This is a genomic window from Citrobacter sp. Cf088 (assembly GCF_030334295.1).
GTDB classification, from domain to species: domain Bacteria; phylum Pseudomonadota; class Gammaproteobacteria; order Enterobacterales; family Enterobacteriaceae; genus Citrobacter; species Citrobacter freundii.
Genome location: NZ_JAOWEE010000057.1, coordinates 348,032 through 367,486, shown reverse-complemented (window position 1 = coordinate 367,486; position 19,455 = coordinate 348,032). Strand labels below are relative to the sequence as shown.

The 19,455-nt window shown below is 53.8% G+C and carries 15 protein-coding genes and 1 tRNA gene; 8 read left to right on the top strand and 8 right to left on the bottom strand.

The features are described 5' to 3' along the window. Window positions 1–83: 83 nt before the first annotated feature. The 5 genes from serS to lrp all read right to left on the bottom strand — a co-directional run bounded on the left by serS (window position 84) and on the right by lrp (window position 8,191). Complete coding sequence (gene serS / locus OGV71_RS22795) at window positions 84–1,376, bottom strand: serine--tRNA ligase (RefSeq protein ID WP_003836908.1); 1,293 nt, start codon at window positions 1,374–1,376, stop codon at window positions 84–86. 92 nt (window positions 1,377–1,468) lie between these two features. Then, window positions 1,469–2,812 (bottom strand): replication-associated recombination protein RarA, encoded by a 1,344-nt coding sequence (gene rarA, locus OGV71_RS22790; RefSeq protein WP_003836910.1) that lies wholly within the window; start codon window positions 2,810–2,812, stop codon window positions 1,469–1,471. A gap of 10 nt (window positions 2,813–2,822) precedes the next feature. Next, a complete protein-coding gene (lolA, locus tag OGV71_RS22785; protein WP_003831898.1) occupies window positions 2,823–3,434 on the bottom strand; it encodes an outer membrane lipoprotein periplasmic chaperone LolA in 612 nt (203 codons plus the stop codon). Between the two features lie 111 nt (window positions 3,435–3,545). Beyond that, entirely contained in the window at window positions 3,546–7,562 is a 4,017-nt protein-coding gene (gene ftsK, locus OGV71_RS22780) for a DNA translocase FtsK (protein ID WP_286534044.1), read from the bottom strand. A gap of 134 nt (window positions 7,563–7,696) precedes the next feature. Then, entirely contained in the window at window positions 7,697–8,191 is a 495-nt protein-coding gene (gene lrp / locus OGV71_RS22775) for a leucine-responsive transcriptional regulator Lrp (protein ID WP_002439523.1), read from the bottom strand. A 548-nt stretch (window positions 8,192–8,739) separates the two neighbouring features. Here lrp and trxB point away from each other — a divergent pair. From trxB to infA, 5 genes are all read left to right on the top strand, one after another. Further along, entirely contained in the window at window positions 8,740–9,708 is a 969-nt protein-coding gene (gene trxB, locus OGV71_RS22770) for a thioredoxin-disulfide reductase (RefSeq protein ID WP_003035727.1), read from the top strand. Between the two features lie 114 nt (window positions 9,709–9,822). Further along, entirely contained in the window at window positions 9,823–11,589 is a 1,767-nt protein-coding gene (gene cydD / locus OGV71_RS22765; RefSeq protein WP_204583812.1) for a heme ABC transporter permease/ATP-binding protein CydD, read from the top strand. Further along, the gene (cydC, locus tag OGV71_RS22760) at window positions 11,590–13,311 is read left to right on the top strand and encodes a heme ABC transporter ATP-binding protein/permease CydC (RefSeq protein WP_003035722.1); all 1,722 of its coding nucleotides are present in this window, start codon (window positions 11,590–11,592) and stop codon (window positions 13,309–13,311) included. A 44-nt stretch (window positions 13,312–13,355) separates the two neighbouring features. Next, window positions 13,356–14,060: a leucyl/phenylalanyl-tRNA--protein transferase gene (gene aat, locus OGV71_RS22755; protein WP_204583814.1), complete on the top strand. Its 705-nt coding sequence runs from the start codon at window positions 13,356–13,358 to the stop codon at window positions 14,058–14,060. A gap of 285 nt (window positions 14,061–14,345) precedes the next feature. Then, window positions 14,346–14,564, top strand: coding sequence for a translation initiation factor IF-1 (gene infA, locus OGV71_RS22745; protein WP_002211347.1), 219 nt, complete (start codon window positions 14,346–14,348; stop codon window positions 14,562–14,564). Between the two features lie 79 nt (window positions 14,565–14,643). On the opposite strand, the gene OGV71_RS22740 is transcribed toward infA, so the two are convergent. Next, window positions 14,644–15,555, bottom strand: a complete 912-nt coding sequence (locus OGV71_RS22740) for a LysR family transcriptional regulator (protein ID WP_003847025.1) — start codon at window positions 15,553–15,555, stop codon at window positions 14,644–14,646. 108 nt (window positions 15,556–15,663) lie between these two features. Between OGV71_RS22740 and OGV71_RS22735 the strand changes: the two genes are divergently transcribed. The 3 genes from OGV71_RS22735 to OGV71_RS22725 all read left to right on the top strand — a co-directional run bounded on the left by OGV71_RS22735 (window position 15,664) and on the right by OGV71_RS22725 (window position 17,455). Continuing rightward, window positions 15,664–16,524, top strand: coding sequence for a pirin family protein (locus tag OGV71_RS22735; RefSeq protein WP_204583816.1), 861 nt, complete (start codon window positions 15,664–15,666; stop codon window positions 16,522–16,524). Between the two features lie 16 nt (window positions 16,525–16,540). After that, window positions 16,541–17,218 carry a hydrolase gene (locus tag OGV71_RS22730; protein WP_046669941.1) on the top strand — a complete coding sequence of 226 codons (678 nt, stop codon included), beginning with the start codon at window positions 16,541–16,543 and terminating at the stop codon, window positions 17,216–17,218. Between the two features lie 149 nt (window positions 17,219–17,367). Beyond that, window positions 17,368–17,455, top strand: a tRNA-Ser gene (locus tag OGV71_RS22725). A 323-nt stretch (window positions 17,456–17,778) separates the two neighbouring features. Here OGV71_RS22725 and rlmC read toward each other — a convergent pair. Together rlmC and OGV71_RS22715 are read right to left on the bottom strand one after the other, a co-directional pair. Next, window positions 17,779–18,906: a 23S rRNA (uracil(747)-C(5))-methyltransferase RlmC gene (gene rlmC / locus OGV71_RS22720; RefSeq protein ID WP_204583818.1), complete on the bottom strand. Its 1,128-nt coding sequence runs from the start codon at window positions 18,904–18,906 to the stop codon at window positions 17,779–17,781. A 41-nt stretch (window positions 18,907–18,947) separates the two neighbouring features. After that, window positions 18,948–19,436 (bottom strand): YbjO family protein, encoded by a 489-nt coding sequence (locus tag OGV71_RS22715; protein ID WP_003035378.1) that lies wholly within the window; start codon window positions 19,434–19,436, stop codon window positions 18,948–18,950. Window positions 19,437–19,455: the final 19 nt, after the last annotated feature.

The following is a 19,455-nucleotide window of genomic DNA, read 5'->3' as shown; positions in this document are numbered from 1 at the left end:
CTATGGAGGTAGTCGTTATTGTCCGACGTCAAACGGGCATAAAAAAAGCGCCCGGAGGCGCTTTTTTAGCAGGGAAAGATAGCTTAGCCGATGAATTCCAGGCCATTCATGTACGGACGCAACACTTCCGGAACCTGAATGCGACCATCAGCCTGCTGATAGTTTTCCATTACCGCAACCAGCGTACGTCCTACCGCCAGACCAGAACCGTTCAGCGTATGTACTAAACGGGTCTTTTTATCGGATTTACTTCGGCAACGCGCCTGCATACGACGAGCCTGGAAATCCCACACGTTGGAGCAAGAGGAGATTTCGCGATAGGTGTTCTGCGCCGGGATCCACACTTCCAGATCGTAGGTTTTGCATGCGCCGAAGCCCATGTCGCCAGTGCACAGGATGATCTTGCGATACGGCAGACCCAACAGTTGCAGGACCTTCTCAGCATGACCGGTCATCTCTTCCAGCGCATCCATCGAATCTTCCGGGCGAACGATCTGCACCATCTCAACTTTATCGAACTGGTGCATACGGATCAGACCACGGGTATCACGACCGTAAGAACCTGCTTCAGAACGGAAGCACGGCGTATGCGCAGTCATTTTGATCGGCAGCGCATCTTCGTCAATGATTTCGTCACGTACCAGGTTGGTCAGCGGCACTTCTGCCGTTGGGATCAGCGCATAGTTGCTGCTGTCAGCTTCTTCATCCAGCGGACGGGTGTGGAACAGATCGCCAGCAAATTTCGGCAGTTGGCCTGTTCCGTACAGCGTGTCATGGTTAACCAGATACGGAACGTAGTTTTCGCTGTAACCATGCTGTTCGGTATGCAGATCCAGCATGAACTGAGACAGCGCACGGTGCATGCGCGCGATCTGGCCTTTCATAACAACGAAACGAGAGCCAGTCAGCTTAACCGCCGCGGCGAAATCAAGACCCGTGTGCATTTCACCCAGAGTAACGTGATCGCGCACTTCGAAATCAAACTCACGTGGTGTACCCCAGCGGCTGACTTCGACGTTGTCATTTTCATCTTTACCCACCGGAACTTCGTCCGCTGGAAGGTTAGGAATGGTCAGCGCAATATCGCGGATCTCGGCCTGTAAGGTATCAAGTTCAGCTTTCGCGGCATCCAGCTCTTCGCCCAGTTTGTTCACTTCCAGACGTAAAGACTCGATATCTTCCCCGCGCGCTTTTGCCTGGCCGATGGATTTCGATCGAGAGTTACGCTCTGCCTGCAGGTTTTCAGTTTGTACCTGCAGAACTTTACGACGCTCTTCAAGAGCGCGCAGCTTATCTACATCCAGCTTAAAGCCCCGGCTTGCCAGTTTTTCTGCGACTGCGTCTGGCTCATTACGCAGCAGATTGGGATCGAGCATGCTTATCCTGTGCTTATCGAATTAAAATAGGAGAAAGTGACCACAGCCTGCGGTCACAGGGATACAGAGACAACATTACCGCAACGATAACACTAACGGTAGCGTTTTATAGGGCTATTTTGATCCTGTCCGGCGAGCCAGGCGAGCTTTTCGCCAATCTTGCCTTCAAGACCTCTGTTTGTGGGGTGATAATAGCGCGTTTGTGCCATTTCCTGCGGGAAGTACTCTTCTCCGGCGGCATAGGCATTTGGCTCATCATGGGCGTAACGATATTCCTGACCGTAGCCCATCTCCTTCATCAGCTTCGTCGGCGCATTGCGCAGGTGAACCGGCACGTCGTAATCCGGACGTTCACGTGCATCAGCCAGCGCGGCTTTGAAGGCGGTGTAAACTGCATTACTTTTCGGCGCGCAGGCCAGATAAACAATCGCCTGAGCAATCGCACGTTCGCCTTCCGCTGGTCCCACACGGGTAAAGCAGTCCCATGCGGAAATTGCCACCTGCATGGCGCGAGGATCGGCATTGCCCACATCTTCAGAGGCAATTGCCAGGCAGCGACGAGCAACATACAGCGGGTCACCGCCTGCACTAATGATGCGCGCATACCAATAAAGCGCTGCATCCGGTGCACTGCCGCGAACCGACTTATGTAATGCGGAGATGAGATCGTAAAAACGATCGCCTTTATTATCGAAGCGTGCGCTGCGCTCACCGGCAATTTCAGTGAGCAATTCTGGTTTCAATACACGCTTGCCAGAATCATCAACTTCGGCCATATCGGCCATCATTTCCAGCGTATTCAGCGCCCGGCGCGCGTCACCATTAACCAGTTCGGCAATAGCCCGACGCGTCTCTGGCGGCAGTACGATATCCTGGCCGCCGTAACCCCGCGCTTTATCTGACATCGCCTGGTCCAGCACCTGTTCAATATCGTCGGTGGTTAACGATTTCAGTAAGTAAACGCGTGCGCGTGACAGCAGCGCCGAGTTCAGTTCAAACGAGGGGTTTTCGGTGGTGGCGCCAATAAACGTGATGGTACCGTCTTCAATATGCGGTAAAAACGCATCCTGCTGGCTTTTATTAAAACGGTGAACTTCGTCGACAAACAGGATCGTACGCCGACCAGCGTTACGGTTCTGACGTGCACGCTCAATCGCTTCACGAATCTCTTTTACACCAGACGTAACCGCCGAAATGCGTTCGACATCGGCGTTGGCGTAACGGGCAATGACTTCGGCAAGCGTAGTTTTTCCCGTCCCCGGAGGCCCCCATAAAATCATGGAGTGCAGGTGTCCCGCCTCGATAGCGCGCGGCAAGGGTTTACCCGCAGCCAGCAAATGCTGCTGGCCGATATACTGCGCTAAATTTTCTGGCCGCATACGCGCGGCCAGTGGCTGAAAGGTATTATCAGAAAAGTCGAGCGACAGATTGCTCACTCACACGCCTCTACTTACGTTGATCGTCAACCGTTACACCTTGCGGCGGGGTAAAGGTGAATTTGGAAGGTTCAATCGCACCATTCTGCTGAGATTTCAGCTGATAGCTGCTGCGCTGATCGTCTTGCTCAACGGCGCTAAACTGATGGATCGTTCCGTCACGCCCAACATTGATCGTAAACTGCTTCAGGTTACCGCTGCTGGTTTTTGGCGTCAGCACGAAATCATCGCCGTTTTGCTTAATGTTGTACTGCTGCCAGTCACTGGCCTGGTTACGCGCGATCAGCATGAACGGCGTATTGCCCGTGGCGTCTTTCAGCCAGGTCGCGGTCGCCTGTTCAACAAACGGATTAAAGAACCACAGCGTTTTCCCATCGGAAACCAGGATGCTCTCATCAGGCTGGGTCATATGCCAGTTAAACAGATTAGGACGTTTAACCCATAAATCACCCTGACCTTCCTGCACCGCTGCGCCGCTGCCGTCCGTGACCTTCTGAGTAAAGCTGGCATGGAAGCTACTGACTTTATCCAGACGGCTTTTCAGGTCGCTGGCAGCGTCAGCCCAGACACTGCTCACCACAAAGCTCGACAGTAATGCACAGGTGATTGCGATTCTTTTCATCGTTATTCCTCAAAATACGTCACTCCCAACGGGGAGATCCCTCTGCTATCCATTTCAGGCCAAAAATCAGCATGAGGAAAGTAGAAAATACTGAATTACTTAACTTTGCAATCATTCGAAGGGCGGCGGAGCCAGCACTTCACGATTACCATTATGCCCTTGTTCGCTGACAATACCCTGCGCTTCCATCTGCTCGATGATGCGCGCCGCTCGGTTGTAGCCGATGCGGAACTGACGCTGGACGCCGGAGATTGAGGCTTTGCGTTTCTGGGTCACAAAGTTTACCGCCTGATCGAACAGCGGATCCAACTCTTCGCCACCATCAAAGCCGCCACCGCCTCCTTCGCTTTCGCTGTCAGAAGTAATGCCGTCGACGTATTGTGGACGACCGCGCGCTTTCCAGTCCTGAACCACTGCGTGAACTTCTTCATCGCGGACAAAGGCGCCGTGAACACGCACAGGGATCGTCGAGTTCGGTGCGGAATAGAGCATGTCACCCATACCTAACAGCGATTCCGCTCCCCCCTGGTCAAGGATGGTACGCGAGTCAATTTTACTGGACACGGTAAAGGCGATACGCGTTGGAATGTTCGCTTTAATCAGTCCAGTGATAACGTCAACCGACGGTCGCTGGGTTGCCAGCACCAGGTGGATCCCCGCCGCACGCGCTTTTTGCGCCAGACGAGCAATCAGTTCTTCCACCTTTTTGCCAACCGTCATCATCAGGTCGGCGAATTCATCCACCAGCACAACAATATACGGCAGTTTTTCCAGCACCGGATGCTGAACATCCATACTGTCACCCGGCTTCCAGTACGGGTCCGGAATCGGACGTCCCATGCGGGCGGCTTCGGCGATTTTCTCGTTATAACCGGCAAGGTTACGCACGCCAAGCGCCGACATCAGCTTGTAGCGACGTTCCATTTCATTGACGCTCCAGCGCAAGGCGTTAGCAGCATCTTTCATGTCGGTCACGACTTCGGTCAGCAGATGCGGAATGCCTTCATAAACCGACAGTTCCAGCATTTTCGGGTCAATCATGATAAAGCGAACGTCTTCCGGCTGCGCCTTGTAGAGCATGCTGAGGATCATGGCGTTCACCCCAACAGACTTACCGGATCCGGTTGTCCCTGCTACCAGCAGGTGCGGCATTTTTGCCAGATCGGCCACCACCGGTTCGCCCGCAATATCTTTACCCAGCACCACAGTCAGCGGAGATGAGTTATCACGGAATTTAGCGTTATCCAGCACTTCACGCAGATAAACGGTTTGACGTTTTTTATTCGGTAACTCCAGTCCGACATACGGTTTGCCTGGAATAACCTCAACCACACGTACCGCTGCGGTCGACAATGAACGCGCCAGATCTCGCGACAGGTTGGAAATACGCGCCGCTTTAACCCCAGGAGCCAGATTAAGCTCAAAGCGAGTAATCACCGGGCCTGGAGAGTAGTTCACCACATCGGCTTTAATGCGGAAATCCGCCAGACGCGCTTCCACCAGACGTGCCATTTGCTCCAGCGCGAACGTATCTATCGGCTCAACCTCGCTCGGCGGCGGTGTGAGTAGATCTAACGATGGCAGCGGCGTGCTTGGACGGTGCACCGGACGGCTGTCGCCATTACGCATCAGCAGCGGATGGATCAGACTATCCTGCGGCGGAACAGGCTGCGCTGGCTGCTGATAATGCTGCTGCGGTGCGACAGGCTGCGCCGGTTGCTGATAATGCTGCAGCGGTGCGACAGGCTGCGCCGGCTGCTGATAATGCTGCTGCGGTGCAACAGGTTGCGCCGGTTGCTGATAATGCTGCTGCGGTGCAACAGGTTGCGCCGGTTGCTGATAATGCTGCTGCGGTGCAACTGGTTCCTGGTACTGCGGCGCAGGCTCCGGCATCACGCCAGGCGTAAACAGTGGCTCATGCGGCCCCTCATCTACCAGCGTTTTCATTGGCGAAAATTCAAAGTCATCGAGCGAGAACGGATTCGCTCCGGCAGGCTGTTCACCGGAATAGCGCTGCTGCTGAGAAGAAGCAAACTGGCGAGCCAGTTCCGCTTCTGCGGCTGAATCTTCGTCATCAGTCTGGTGGGTATCGTCCTGATACTCTTCGCCATAACGATGCTGCTGCGACTGAGCGAACTGGCGTGCCAGCTCGTCCTGCTGCATTGCATCCATTTCATCGTCATTATACGCATCTGTATCAAGCTGCTCTTCGCGCGCTTTCTCTTCAGCCATACGCTGTGACGGCAGTTTGATGCCATACGACGCCAATTCCCGGCGAGTAGGCACGCGCACACGATTTGGGCGCGGTAACTGCGGGCCAATCCCCTCTTTCACCTGCGGACGCGGCGCACCGCTGCCCGCAAGGCTAAAGACAGGTGCAGCTGCTGCTGCACCCGCCCCTAAAGCGGCGCTTTTTACACCGGCAGCCAGCGGTGCAACAGCAGCAACAGACTCAACGGGCGGTATGGATGCAGTCGTCGGCATAGATGGCGTAGACGGTTTAATACGCTCAGGCTCCTGAGCAGGTTCTGGAATCGGCTGATACCATGCGGCCAGTTGCTCACGCTCACGCGCACGTTTCTCTTCGACTTCTTCAAAGTAATAGAGCGGCGGACGAGTCGGTTTAACTTCTTCAACCACGGGCTCAGGTTCCACCACAAGCGGTTGTTCAACCACAGGCTGCTGGAACGTAGTGCTCTGTTGAAGGATTGATTCCTGCTGATAAACAGGTTGCGGCGCAGGCTCCGGCTGATAAGCAGGCTGCTGGAATGTGGCGTTCTGTTGAGAGGTCGGATCCTGTTGATAGACAGGCTGCAGCACAGGCTCTGGCTGATAAACAGGTTCCGGCTGCGGCGCGACTGGCTGCGCATAAACAGGTTCCGGCTGCGGTGCGTAATATTGCGGCTGCGGACTCTCCTCCACAACCGGCTGTTGCCATGGCTCATACGGCTGCTGCACCGGAGGTTGCGCGTACTGGGCTGGATGCGGATAACCTTCAGGCGTTGGTGCAATCGCGGCATCACCGGTTTGCGGGCCTGGTGCGGATTGCCAGGCTACGGCTGGAGCCGGTTGCTCCATAACAGTGTTGGTCACGGGCGAGGTTTGCAGCAACGGATCTACCGGCGCGCTCCAGGCCTGAGCGGCCGTTGTAGCTGCGGCTGCTGCAGCCACAGGCTCGGTCACCGAGTGGCCGTTAAGCAGTGGGTCAAGCTCGTCATATTCAGGCAGCGTCGCGCGATTGCCGGAAAACAGCACATCGTTAGGATCGGCAACCACGCCACGGGCGCTGTATTCAATTTCGTCTTCATCATCCATGCGTTTGCCAGAGAACAGCGCCGCATCAGTATGACGACCAAGCGGGTTGGTAAATTTCTCTGCCAGACGCTTACGGCGCGCTAACGCACCGCGCAGAATACGAGCCCGACGCGATTCATGGGGTTTGCCATCAGCGGCATCGACAGACTCTTCTTCATCTTCATATTCTTCGTCATCGACCCAGGTATCGTCGCGGCGGGTACGGTTGCTGGCAAACGTCAGGATATTGAGTAACCAGCCGCCCAGTTTTTCCGCAATGCTCACCCATGACCAACCGGTGAACAGCGTTAATCCCGCCGCCCAAATGCACAACAACGTCAGCGTGCCGCCGCTGCTGTGCAGTAAGGGTTGTAGCGTAGTGCTGAGCAGACTGCCGATCACGCCGCCAGAGGCGAAATACCAGATGTCATCGGCGTTAATTGCGGCCAGCCCGCAGGAAGTGAGAATCAGCGCCAGAACGCCAATAATGCGCAGCGAGACGGCAAAATAATCGACGTATTCGTCGCTGGCCTGGTGTCGCCAGGCAAACCAACAGCCGCCAACAATGATGACGGGAATGGTGTAGGCCATGACGCCAAAAATAAAGAACAGCGTGTCCGCCAACCATGCTCCGGGTATTCCCCCCAGATTATGGATAGGTTCATGCCATGCGGTTTGTGACCAACTGGGATCCGAAGGGTTAAAGCTGAGTAAGGCAGCCATCAACCAGACGGCAAAAAGGGCAATAAGGATCAGTAGCGCTTCCAGAAGTCGGCGCCCGCTGCTTAACTTCGTCAATGTGACGTCTTTGTCTTCAGTGTATTCCTGGCTCAAAAACGGCTCTCCAGGTTTCAGGCTTTTCCTGCCCGATGCTAAAACGGACAACAGCACCGGGTTACCCCGGCACTGTTGCTGTATGGATTAACAGGAGTGTAATCAAACTGCGTCGATTTTGCACCTGTTCCGTGTTAGCGCGTCTTAATTACCAGACGATTGCTCTGTTTGACTTCTTCCATGACTACATAAGTACGTGTGTCATTCACGCCAGGCAGACGCAGCAGGGTTTCCCCCAACAGCTTACGGTATGCCGACATATCCGGTACGCGTGTTTTCAGCAAATAGTCGAAATCACCGGAAACCAAATGACACTCTTGAATTTCTTCAAGTTTTTGTACTGCAGAGTTGAATTGTTCAAACACATCCGGGGCGCCACGATTCAGAGTAATCTCAACAAAAACCAGAAGTGATGCATCCAGATAATGCGGGTTTAACAGCGCTGTATAGCCCTGAATAAAACCCTGTCTTTCCAACCGACGCACACGCTCAAGGCAGGGCGTTGGTGAAAGTCCCACACGTTTAGAAAGCTCGACGTTAGAAATACGCCCATCCTTTTGCAGCTCATTAAGAATGTTACGATCGATACGGTCGAGATCTTTGCCAGGGCGCTTCTTACTATCTACCATTATTATTGTCTCTCTGTATTCCTTCCCTACTCCTGCCTGACTCTACCAACATCACTGTTCAGAGTCGCTACCCATCAAAATAAACCGCAACCCAGAGGGATTTTCGGTTCGCAATGTCTGGGTTTATGGTGAGAAGACCGTTGCCTGTCGGCGGCTATCGACATCACGAATGGCATCTGTCCACACCATGCGTAGATTTCGCTAACACGGTAAACATGGTATCTACATGCATGATTATGCAGCACATACATGACACAGTTTTTTTCTTCCTTGAATGTTTTCGCAAAACAGCAGGGGATTGTCAAAGCAAAACATCGATTTTTAGTACAACATGCCAGTTATTCATTCGCAGTGATGGAAAATCGTCATTTTATCACCTTATAACTGACCGATTTTAAGTAGAAATCGTTATAGTATTACGGCTGGATCACCCCGTTCATCGGTTTCTGCTATTACACATATTGTTAACAAAATCGCCATACTCTTTTTTTACGTCTGTAAATTCCCTACAATCCTGCTCATTGCCTGCCAACAACTATGGGGATCTCATGGGCGCAACCAAACACAGTAAACTTCTTATTCTGGGCTCTGGCCCTGCGGGATATACCGCTGCGGTCTACGCTGCACGCGCGAACCTGCAACCGGTACTGATTACCGGTATGGAAAAAGGTGGTCAGTTGACCACAACAACAGAAGTGGAAAACTGGCCTGGCGATCCGCACGATCTTACTGGCCCGCTGCTGATGGAGCGTATGCACGAACATGCGTCCAAATTTGACACTGAAATCATTTTTGATCACATCAGCAAAGTTGATCTGCAAAACCGTCCTTTCCGTCTGACCGGCGACAGCGGTGAATACACCTGTGACGCACTGATCATCGCCACCGGCGCTTCAGCACGTTACCTGGGTCTGCCTTCAGAAGAAGCATTCAAAGGCCGTGGCGTTTCCGCCTGCGCGACCTGCGACGGTTTCTTCTACCGTAACCAAAAAGTTGCGGTGATCGGCGGCGGCAACACCGCTGTTGAAGAAGCGCTATATCTGGCGAATATCGCATCTGAAGTGCATTTGATTCACCGTCGCGACAGCTTCCGCGCGGAGAAAATTCTCATCAAACGTTTGATGGATAAAGTTGAAAACGGCAACATCGTGCTTCACACCCACCGCACGCTGGAAGAAGTGACCGGCGATCAAATGGGCGTAACCGGACTGCGTCTGCGCGATACGCAAAACACTGACAACGTGGAATCACTGGACGTTGCCGGGTTATTTGTCGCTATCGGTCACAGCCCGAATACCGCTATTTTCGACGGTCAGCTTGAACTGGAAAACGGCTACATCAAAGTTCAGTCCGGTATTCACGGCAATGCCACTCAAACCAGCATTCCGGGTGTCTTCGCAGCCGGTGACGTGATGGACCATATTTATCGCCAGGCGATTACGTCTGCGGGCACGGGCTGTATGGCCGCGCTTGATGCAGAACGTTATCTCGACGGTCTGGCGGACGCTTGCAAATAAGTTTTACAAATCAGTAACAAAAGTAAAAAAGGCGACTATAAGTCGCCTTTATTTTTGCCTCGTTGTAACATTGCCCTGCCCAAAAATTCCAATAACTCACCTGCTAAGCGTGCAATGAATAAAACCCGTCAAAAAGAGCTGACCCGCTGGTTAAAACAGCAAAGTGTAATTTCCCAACGATGGCTGAACATTTCGCGCCTGTTGGGGTTCGTGAGCGGCCTGTTAATTGTCGCTCAGGCCTGGCTCATGGCCCGAATTCTGGACCATATGATCATGGCCAATATTCCCCGAGAGGCGCTTCTGCTTCCTTTCATCGTGCTGGTATTGATTTTCATCCTGCGGGCATGGGTCGTCTGGTTACGCGAACGGGTCGGGTTTCACGCAGGACAGCATATTCGCTTTGAAATTCGCCGCCAGGTGCTTGACCGTCTGCAACAGGCAGGTCCGGCCTGGATACAAGGCAAACCGGCTGGGAGTTGGGCCACGTTGATCCTGGAGCAGATTGACGATATGCATGATTACTATGCACGTTATCTGCCGCAAATGGCGTTGGCCGTATGCGTCCCCTTATTGATCGTGGCGGCGGTATTCCCGTCAAACTGGGTGGCCGCCCTTATTCTGCTTGGAACTGCCCCGCTGATCCCGTTGTTTATGGCGATGGTTGGTATGGGTGCTGCCGACGCTAACCGCCGCAATTTTCAGGCTCTTGCTCGCCTCAGCGGCCATTTCCTCGACCGCCTGCGGGGCATGGAGACGCTAAGAATCTTTGGTCGCGGTGAAGCCGAAACGGAAAGCATCCGCGCTGCGTCACAGGATTTCCGCCAGCGCACCATGGAAGTCCTGCGCCTGGCTTTCCTGTCATCCGGTGTCCTTGAGTTCTTTACCTCCCTGTCCATCGCACTGGTCGCGGTTTACTTCGGCTTTTCCTACCTTGGCGAACTCGATTTTGGACACTACGGCACAGGTGTCACATTGGCTGCCGGCTTCCTCGCGCTCATTCTGGCGCCGGAATTTTTCCAGCCCCTGCGCGATCTGGGCACGTTTTATCACGCCAAAGCACAAGCCGTTGGTGCAGCAGACAGTCTGAAAACCTTCATGGAAACCCCGCTTGCACATCCTGAGCGTGGCGATATTGAGCTGGCGACAAAAGACGCCGTGTCAATCGAAGCACGAGATCTGGTCATCACCTCGCCGGAAGGTAAAGTGCTTGCAGGCCCGCTCAACTTTACCCTGCCAGCGGGCCAACGCGCGGTGCTGGTTGGCCGCAGCGGCTCCGGAAAAAGTTCGTTGCTTAATGTCCTGTCCGGATTTCTCTCTTATCAGGGATCGCTGCGGATTAACGGCTTTGAACTACGCGACCTGTCGCCTGATTGCTGGCGCAAACAGCTGTCCTGGGTTGGACAAAATCCGCAGCTCCCTGCCACCACGTTACGCGATAACGTGCTGCTCGCTCGCCCCGATGCCAGCGAAGAACAACTGCAGTCCGCACTCGACAGCGCCTCGGTCAGTGAGTTTTTACCGCTACTGCCGCAGGGTGTAGATACACCAGTAGGCGATCAGGCGGCTCGACTTTCTGTCGGACAAGCGCAGCGCGTTGCCGTGGCTCGCGCCTTACTCAATCCGTGTCAGTTGCTGCTGCTGGATGAACCTGCCGCCAGCCTGGATGCACACAGCGAACAACGCGTGATGCAAGCGTTGAACGCAGCGTCACGCCGCCAGACTACGCTGATGGTGACACACCAACTTGAAGACCTTGCCGACTGGGACGCTATCTGGGTGATGCAGGACGGACAGATCGTTGAACAAGGCACTTATGCAGAACTTAGCGCAGCCAACGGGGCGTTTGCGACATTACTGGCTCATCGTCAGGAGGACATCTAAATGCGCGCTTTGCTACCTTATCTGACGCTGTATAAACGTCACAAATGGATGTTAACCCTGGGGATCGTTCTGGCGATCGTCACACTGTTGGCAAGTATTGGTTTGCTGACGCTTTCCGGTTGGTTCCTGTCGGCTTCTGCTGTGGTGGGTGTCACCGGGATTTACAGTTTTAACTATATGCTCCCTGCCGCCGGGGTACGCGGTGCGGCAATCACCCGCACCGCGGGCCGCTATTTCGAGCGATTGGTCAGCCACGACGCGACGTTCCGCGTGCTGCAACATTTGCGTATATATACCTTCAGCAAACTGCTGCCGCTCTCTCCTGCTGGCCTGTCCCGTTATGGACAAGGTGAATTGCTTAACCGCGTGGTGGCGGATGTCGACACGCTCGATCATCTCTATTTACGCGTGCTCTCCCCGCTTGTAGGCGCTTTTGTCGTCATCATGGTGGTCACGCTGGGGCTAAGCGTTCTCGATTTCACGCTGGCTATTACTCTCGGCGGTATTATGCTGCTGACCTTATTTATCTTGCCCCCACTCTTTTATCAGGCAGGTAAAAGCACCGGGCAAAGCTTGACGCATTTACGTGGGCAGTATCGTCAGCAGTTAACATCCTGGCTGCAGGGCCAGGCTGAACTGACCATCTTTGGTGCCAGTGAACGTTACCGCGCGCAAATGGAAGCCACTGAGTTGCAGTGGCATGAAGCCCAACGACGTCAGTCTGAATTAACGGCGCTATCACAGGCGGTCATGCTGTTAGTCGGCGCACTGGCAGTGGTTGTGATGTTATGGATGGCCTCAGGTGGCGTAGGTGGCAATACCCAGCCTGGTGCGCTGATCGCGCTGTTTGTCTTCTGTGCGCTGGCCGCATTTGAAGCATTAGCACCCGTCACCGGCGCGTTTCAGCATCTCGGACAGGTTATTGCCTCTGCGCTGCGCATCACCGAACTGACTGAACAGCAGCCAGAAGTCACCTTCCCGGATGCCGGTTCCCCGGTTTCTGAGCAGGTCACTCTCACGCTACGCGATGTATCATTCAGTTATCCGGGACAAGCACAAAAAGCGCTCGACACCCTTTCCCTGAAGGCTCAGCCCGGTGAGCATATTGCGATTCTCGGCCGCACCGGATGCGGTAAGTCAACGTTACTGCAATTGCTTACCCGTGCATGGGATCCGCAGCACGGCGAAATTCTGATTAATGAGCAGCCGATTTCAGCCCTCAGTGAAACCACGCTGCGCCAGAGCATCAGCGTCGTGCCACAGCGCGTGCACCTGTTCAGCGCGACGCTTCGCGACAATCTTCTGCTGGCGGCACCGCACGCCAGTGATGACACATTATCCGCAATGCTGTGCCGCGTCGGTCTGGACAAACTGCTTGAGGGTGATGGACTCAACGCCTGGTTAGGCGAAGGGGGTCGACAGCTTTCTGGTGGCGAACTTCGTCGTCTGGCTATCGCCCGTGCCTTATTGCACGATGCCCCACTGATGCTGCTGGACGAACCGACCGAAGGACTTGATGCAACAACAGAAAGCCAAATGCTTGAATTAATTGGCGATGCCATGCGTGATAAAACCGTACTGATGGTGACACATCGTCTGCGCGGCTTGTCACGTTTTGATCAAATAATAGTGATGGACAACGGACACATTATTGAGCAAGGTAATCACGCAGATTTGTTAGCCCGGCAGGGACGTTATTACCAGTTTAAGCAACGTCTGTAAGCTATTATTGAACGATCAAACTCGCGTAGTGGAGTTTCGCAGTCATGCGCCTGGTGCAATTGTCCCGTCATTCTATAGCCTTCCCTTCACCGGAAGGCGCTTTACGCGAGCCTAACGGTTTGTTGGCGCTTGGCGGCGATCTCAGTCCAGCCCGACTATTAATGGCCTATCAGCGCGGAATTTTCCCGTGGTTTTCGCCTGGCGACCCCATCCTTTGGTGGTCGCCCGATCCACGCGCCATTCTTTGGCCCGAGAAATTTCATCTCAGCCGCAGCATGAAACGCTTTCATAAAAACTCGCCTTATCGCGTGACGCTCAATTACGCGTTCGGTCAGGTGATTGAAGGCTGCGCGAACGACCGGGAAGAAGGCACCTGGATCACGCATGATGTAGTGGACGCCTACCATCGCCTGCACGAACTGGGCCATGCGCACTCCATTGAAGTGTGGCGAAAAAATGAATTAGTGGGCGGTATGTATGGCGTGGAGCAAGGTACACTATTTTGTGGCGAATCAATGTTCAGCCGTCAGGAAAATGCGTCCAAAACCGCACTGCTTGTTTTTTGCGCTGAATTTATCCGTCAGGGCGGAAAATTAATCGACTGCCAGGTATTAAATAGCCACACAGCTTCGCTGGGCGCCGTCGAAACCCCTCGTCGGGAGTACCTTGAACACCTGAGCAGACTGCGCCAGCAGCGGCTACCGAGCCATTTCTGGGTTCCCAGGACGTTATTTTCGCCTCAGGGGTGAATGTTTTCGGCACATTTTTTGTCGGGGTGTTATAATTGTCGCGCAGAGTTGGTTTAGCCCATTACCCCGCCGCCGTTAAGGAACAGTTCGCGTCAGGCAACGCCTATCGTTTATCTCCTCGTTCCCTTACACGTTGCGCTTTAAGTGCGGCTTTGCCGTGTGTGGTTAGAGTAATGCGCCAAACCCGATTTGCTGTGTTTTAAACGCACAAATCTTTACTTATTAAAAGAACTTCGGCATTATCTTGCCGGTTCAAATTACGGTAGTGATACCCCAGAGGATTAGATGGCCAAAGAAGACAATATTGAAATGCAGGGTACCGTTCTCGATACGTTACCTAATACCATGTTCCGCGTAGAGTTAGAAAACGGTCACGTGGTTACTGCACACATCTCCGGTAAAATGCGCAAAAACTATATCCGCATCCTGACGGGCGACAAAGTGACTGTTGAGCTGACCCCGTACGACCTGAGCAAAGGCCGCATTGTCTTCCGTAGTCGCTGATTGTTTTTAACGCCCGAATGGCGTCCAGATAATAAAAGGTCGGTTTAACCGGCCTTTTTTGTGGGCTGAGGATATGTATTTAATCCTCAATCATCCGCGCATATTCTTCCGTTAAGAAATCTACTAACGCGCGCACTGACGGCAATAATCCCCTGCGTGATGGAAAGACTGCGTGAATAATTTCTCGCTTCGGTTCCCAACCGTCGAGCAACGCCACCAGTTCACCCGCGGCTAATTGATCTTTTACCATCAGTTGCGGAAGCTGCACTACCCCCACACCGGCAACTGCGGCTTCACGTAGCGCCAGCATATCCGTGGTAATCATTCGCGGCGTGAAATGCACTTCTGCCCGCGCGCCCTGCGGGCCAAATAACTCCCAACGATGTACATGTTTGCCCGAGGCGAGACTCAAACCAGGCCAGCGTGTCAGCTCCGCCGGAGAGTGTAACGCCCCCATTTGCTCGATTAACTGCGGGCTGGCATACAAACGATGCCCCCTGTCCGCCAGCACACGCATCACCAGGTCGCTATCCTCAAATGGTCGAGGCCTGACACGAATCGCCACGTCCAGACCTTCTCCAACGACGTCAACACGGCGATTTGTCGCCTCCAGTTGCACTGATACGTCAGGATAACGCGCCATAAAACGAGCAAGCATTGGCCCGATATGCACATGCAGCAACGTGACCGGGCACGTCAACTTCACCACGCCACGCGGTTCAACCTGTAACGCGGCAATGGCATCCTGCGCCGCCTGCGCTTCAACCAACATCGCCTTACAGTGTTCGTAAAAGGTTTGCCCCACTTCCGTCACGTTAAACTGGCGGGTGGTTCGCTGAATCAGTCGAACTCCCAGCCTCTCTTCCAGTTGCGCTATCCGTCGGCTTAGTTTTGATTTCGGTTCATCAAGCGCCCGACCCGCCGCCGCGAATCCTCCTTCCTCTACAACATGCACAAACCATGCAAAATCATTGAGATCTGGCTTCGTCATCTAATTGTCCTATTTATGAGACAGTGAGAGCTATTTTAGCTACTACTCAGCTCGCTGTCATGAATATAAGCTTATTCACATCAAGATAACGCCACTGAGGAGACACAAATGAAACACGTAACAGGCGTCTACACCGCACCTCGCCCGCACTGGGTTGGCGATGGATTTCCGGTTCGCTCGATGTTTTCTTACCAGTCTCATGCTGAGCAACTAAGTCCGTTCCTGCTGCTGGATTACGCCGGTCCACATACGTTTACGCCGGGTAACGAAAAACGCGGCGTAGGCGAGCACCCTCACCGTGGTTTTGAGACGGTGACCATCGTTTACAGCGGCGAAGTTCAACACCGTGATTCAACCGGTCGCGGCGGCATTATCGGCCCCGGCGACGTGCAGTGGATGACCGCGGGTGCAGGAATATTACACGAAGAGTTCCATTCACCAGAATTTACCCGTCAGGGCGGCGAACTGGAAATGGTACAGCTGTGGGTCAATCTGCCAGCAAAAGACAAAATGGCCGTTCCGGGTTACCAGGGCATCAGCAGCGATGTGATCCCCTCTGTCGCCCTGCCTGATGAAGCAGGAAGCGTTCGGGTGATTGCGGGCAGCTATCAGGATACAAAAGGCCCGGCACATACCTTCTCGCCGCTGAACGTTTGGGATATGCGTTTACAACGTAATCATCAGCTCACGTTGTCCCAGCCGGAAGGATGGAGCACTGCGCTGGTGGTATTGAAAGGGAATATCACCGTAAACGGCACTACGTCTGCCAGCGAAGCGCAACTGGTGGTGCTGAGCCAGCAAGGGAAAACGCTGCATATTGAAGCCTCCAGCGACGCCAGCGTGCTGCTGCTTTCTGGAGAACCGTTGAACGAGCCGATTGTTGGTTACGGTCCGTTTGTAATGAACACGAAACAAGAAATCGCTGAAGCCGTACGCGATTTTAACTCCGGCCGCTTTGGCCAAATCTGAATCGAAGGAGAAGAATATGTCCAGTCCTGCAAACTTTAATGGTTCACGTCCGGTCATCGATGTAAATGATTCCGTCATGCTGCTTATCGATCATCAGAGCGGGTTGTTCCAGACCGTCGGCGACATGCCAATGCCAGAACTGCGTGCGCGTGCCGCCGCGCTGGCTAAAATGGCGACCCTGGCGAAGATACCGGTGATTACCACGGCATCCGTACCGCAGGGACCTAACGGCCCGCTGATCCCCGAGATCCACGCTAATGCGCCACATGCCCAATACGTGGCGCGTAAAGGCGAAATCAACGCCTGGGATAACGAAGACTTCGTGAAAGCGGTCAAAGCAACAGGTCGTAAGACGCTGATTATCGCCGGTACGATTACCAGCGTGTGCATGGCTTTCCCGGCTATCAGCGCGGTTGCGGAAGGCTATAAGGTCTTCGTAGTGATCGACGCTTCCGGTACTTACAGCAAAATGGCGCAGGAAATCACCCTGGCTCGCGTTGTTCAGGCTGGCGTCGTGCCGATGGATACCGCCGCCGTCGCGTCTGAAATTCAGGGCACATGGAACCGTGAAGACGCCGCCGAATGGGCGGAAGTGTATACCAAAGTCTTCCCGGCTTATCAGTTGCTGATCGAGAGCTACAGTAAAGCCCAGGAAGTCGTGACCAACGGCGAAAAACTGGACTCTCAGCGCTAATCCTATCCTCCGCGCCTGCCTGGGCGGAGGAATATGTATATTGCGTAACCAAACGAGAGTTAACACGTAAATTCTGCTTGACCGTTTTAGCGCAACTCCCTATAGTAGCGCCCCGTTGCCCCCCAAGCGGTCAGGCAGCAATACAATATGGTGAGGTGTCCGAGTGGCTGAAGGAGCACGCCTGGAAAGTGTGTATACGGCAACGTATCCGGGGTTCGAATCCCCGCCTCACCGCCATATTTTAAGAAGAGCTCGTACGCAAGTACGGGCTTTTTTTTCGCATGTTGCACAGCATGGCGGGTATGAGAAGCCCGGACCGGGGTTCGACTACTGGCGCAGCCAGTTGGACAGACTGTGAGCACAGCGAACAGGCTGCCCGCAGGGCGAGCGAAGCGAGTCAATCCCCGCCTCACCGCCATATTTTAAGAAGAGCTCGTACGCAAGTACGGGCTTTTTTTTCGCATATTGCATTTGCCGGATGCGGTGCAAGCACCTTATCCGGCCTACGAATGACGAACAACCTGTAGGCCTGATTAGCGAAGCGCCATCAGGCATAGCAGTTATTGTCGGCTGAGCAGCGTTAACACTTCATAATGCGAGGTGTGCGGGAACATATCGAAAAGCTGAACGCGTTCAATGCGATACCCAGGCAACTCACGAATATCCTTCGCCATGGTTTGCGCATTACAGCTGGAATAAACAATAAAACGCGGTGCCATGCGGGAAAGAAAATCGCACAGCGGTTTCCCAATCCCGCGACGCGGCGGATTCACCAGCACCAGATCCGGAACTTCGCCCTGAGCGGTAGCAAACTGAGTTGAATCCAACGCCTGAAAATGCAGATTCTGCAACCCAAGTTCCTGCGCCGACTGCTTCGCGCAGATAATCGCATCTGGCGCGATTTCAATCCCCGTCAGTTTCATTTGCGGTGTAGCGCAGTGCAGACCAAAACCCCCAACGCCGCAAAACAGATCCCACATGTGATTAACCGGAAGCTGACGCACCCAGTCGCGCGCCGTGGCATACAACTGCCCCGCCACCACCGGGTTAGTCTGGAAAAAGCTCTGTGGGCGGATCCACAACGGTACATCGTTAAAGCGTTCCGCCAGCGCCTGTTGTTCCGTCAGGAAGATTTCTGTCTCCCCTTCCATAATCGCCATATGCACCGGCTGAATATTGGCAGTGATCACTTTTAACTGTGGGAGCTGTGCCTGCAGCCAGGGCAGCGCCGCGCGCAGCTGTGCCAGTTTTGCTTCAGAACGCAGGACAAAACGCAGCATCATGCCACCATCGAACCGGCTTTCCGTTAACAGCAAATATTTCAGTTCCCCGCGTTTACGCGCAACGTTATAGGGCGTTAACCCTGCTCGGGCGATAAACGGCTTAAGCGCGGAAAATACGGACGCGAAAGACTCAGGGTAGAGCGGACAGTCGCACAAATCTTCCGGCGTACCGTCACGATGCAACATCCCCAGCAACGGTTTTTCCACGCTGCCGCTGACCACCATTTTGGCTTTATTGCGAAACGCGCTTTCCGGACCACTGACCGGCGCGCACCATTCTCCGACCGGATAATCGGCCAGCAGATTCTGTAGATCGGCTGTTTTAGCGAAGAGTTGATCGGCGACAGGCTGTGTCATCCACTGACAGGAGCGACAGCGTTCGGCGTCATAAAGTGCGCACTGCATACAAAGACCTACAAATTAACCGGGGGCCAAGATTATACACATTATTGCAAACGGAAGAACCGCCTGCTGGACGCAGGAACAAACAGTAGCAGCAATACCAGCATATCCGGCAGTTTTTGCATCACCAGCGTATGCAGGATTTCGCGTCTGGACTCCCCCGCAATACTGAACAGTTCGGGATATCCGTAGCCCAGCGAAGCTGCCCACAGATAGACGCTGGCGATAATCTGGGTCAACAGATAGATCCAGCGTGCCCAGTTCCGTCCTTTTACCAGCGAAAATGCACAGTAAATTTCGATAAATAGCAGCACCAGACTGCCCAGAAACACCAGCGTCAAATTCCAGGTCTGCACACTGCGATGAATAAACTCACTGGTTCCACGAAACCCAAGCGTATTAAAAATCATCAACAGATCGAGACAGCGGATCATAATAATAGCCAGCGCCGCCACCTGCACCAAAGCAGGGACGTTTAAGCGAGCATGTGATGTGGATGATTTCTTAAAAAATCCCAACGCGTCGTCTTCCATGAAAACGGCGCAACCACCA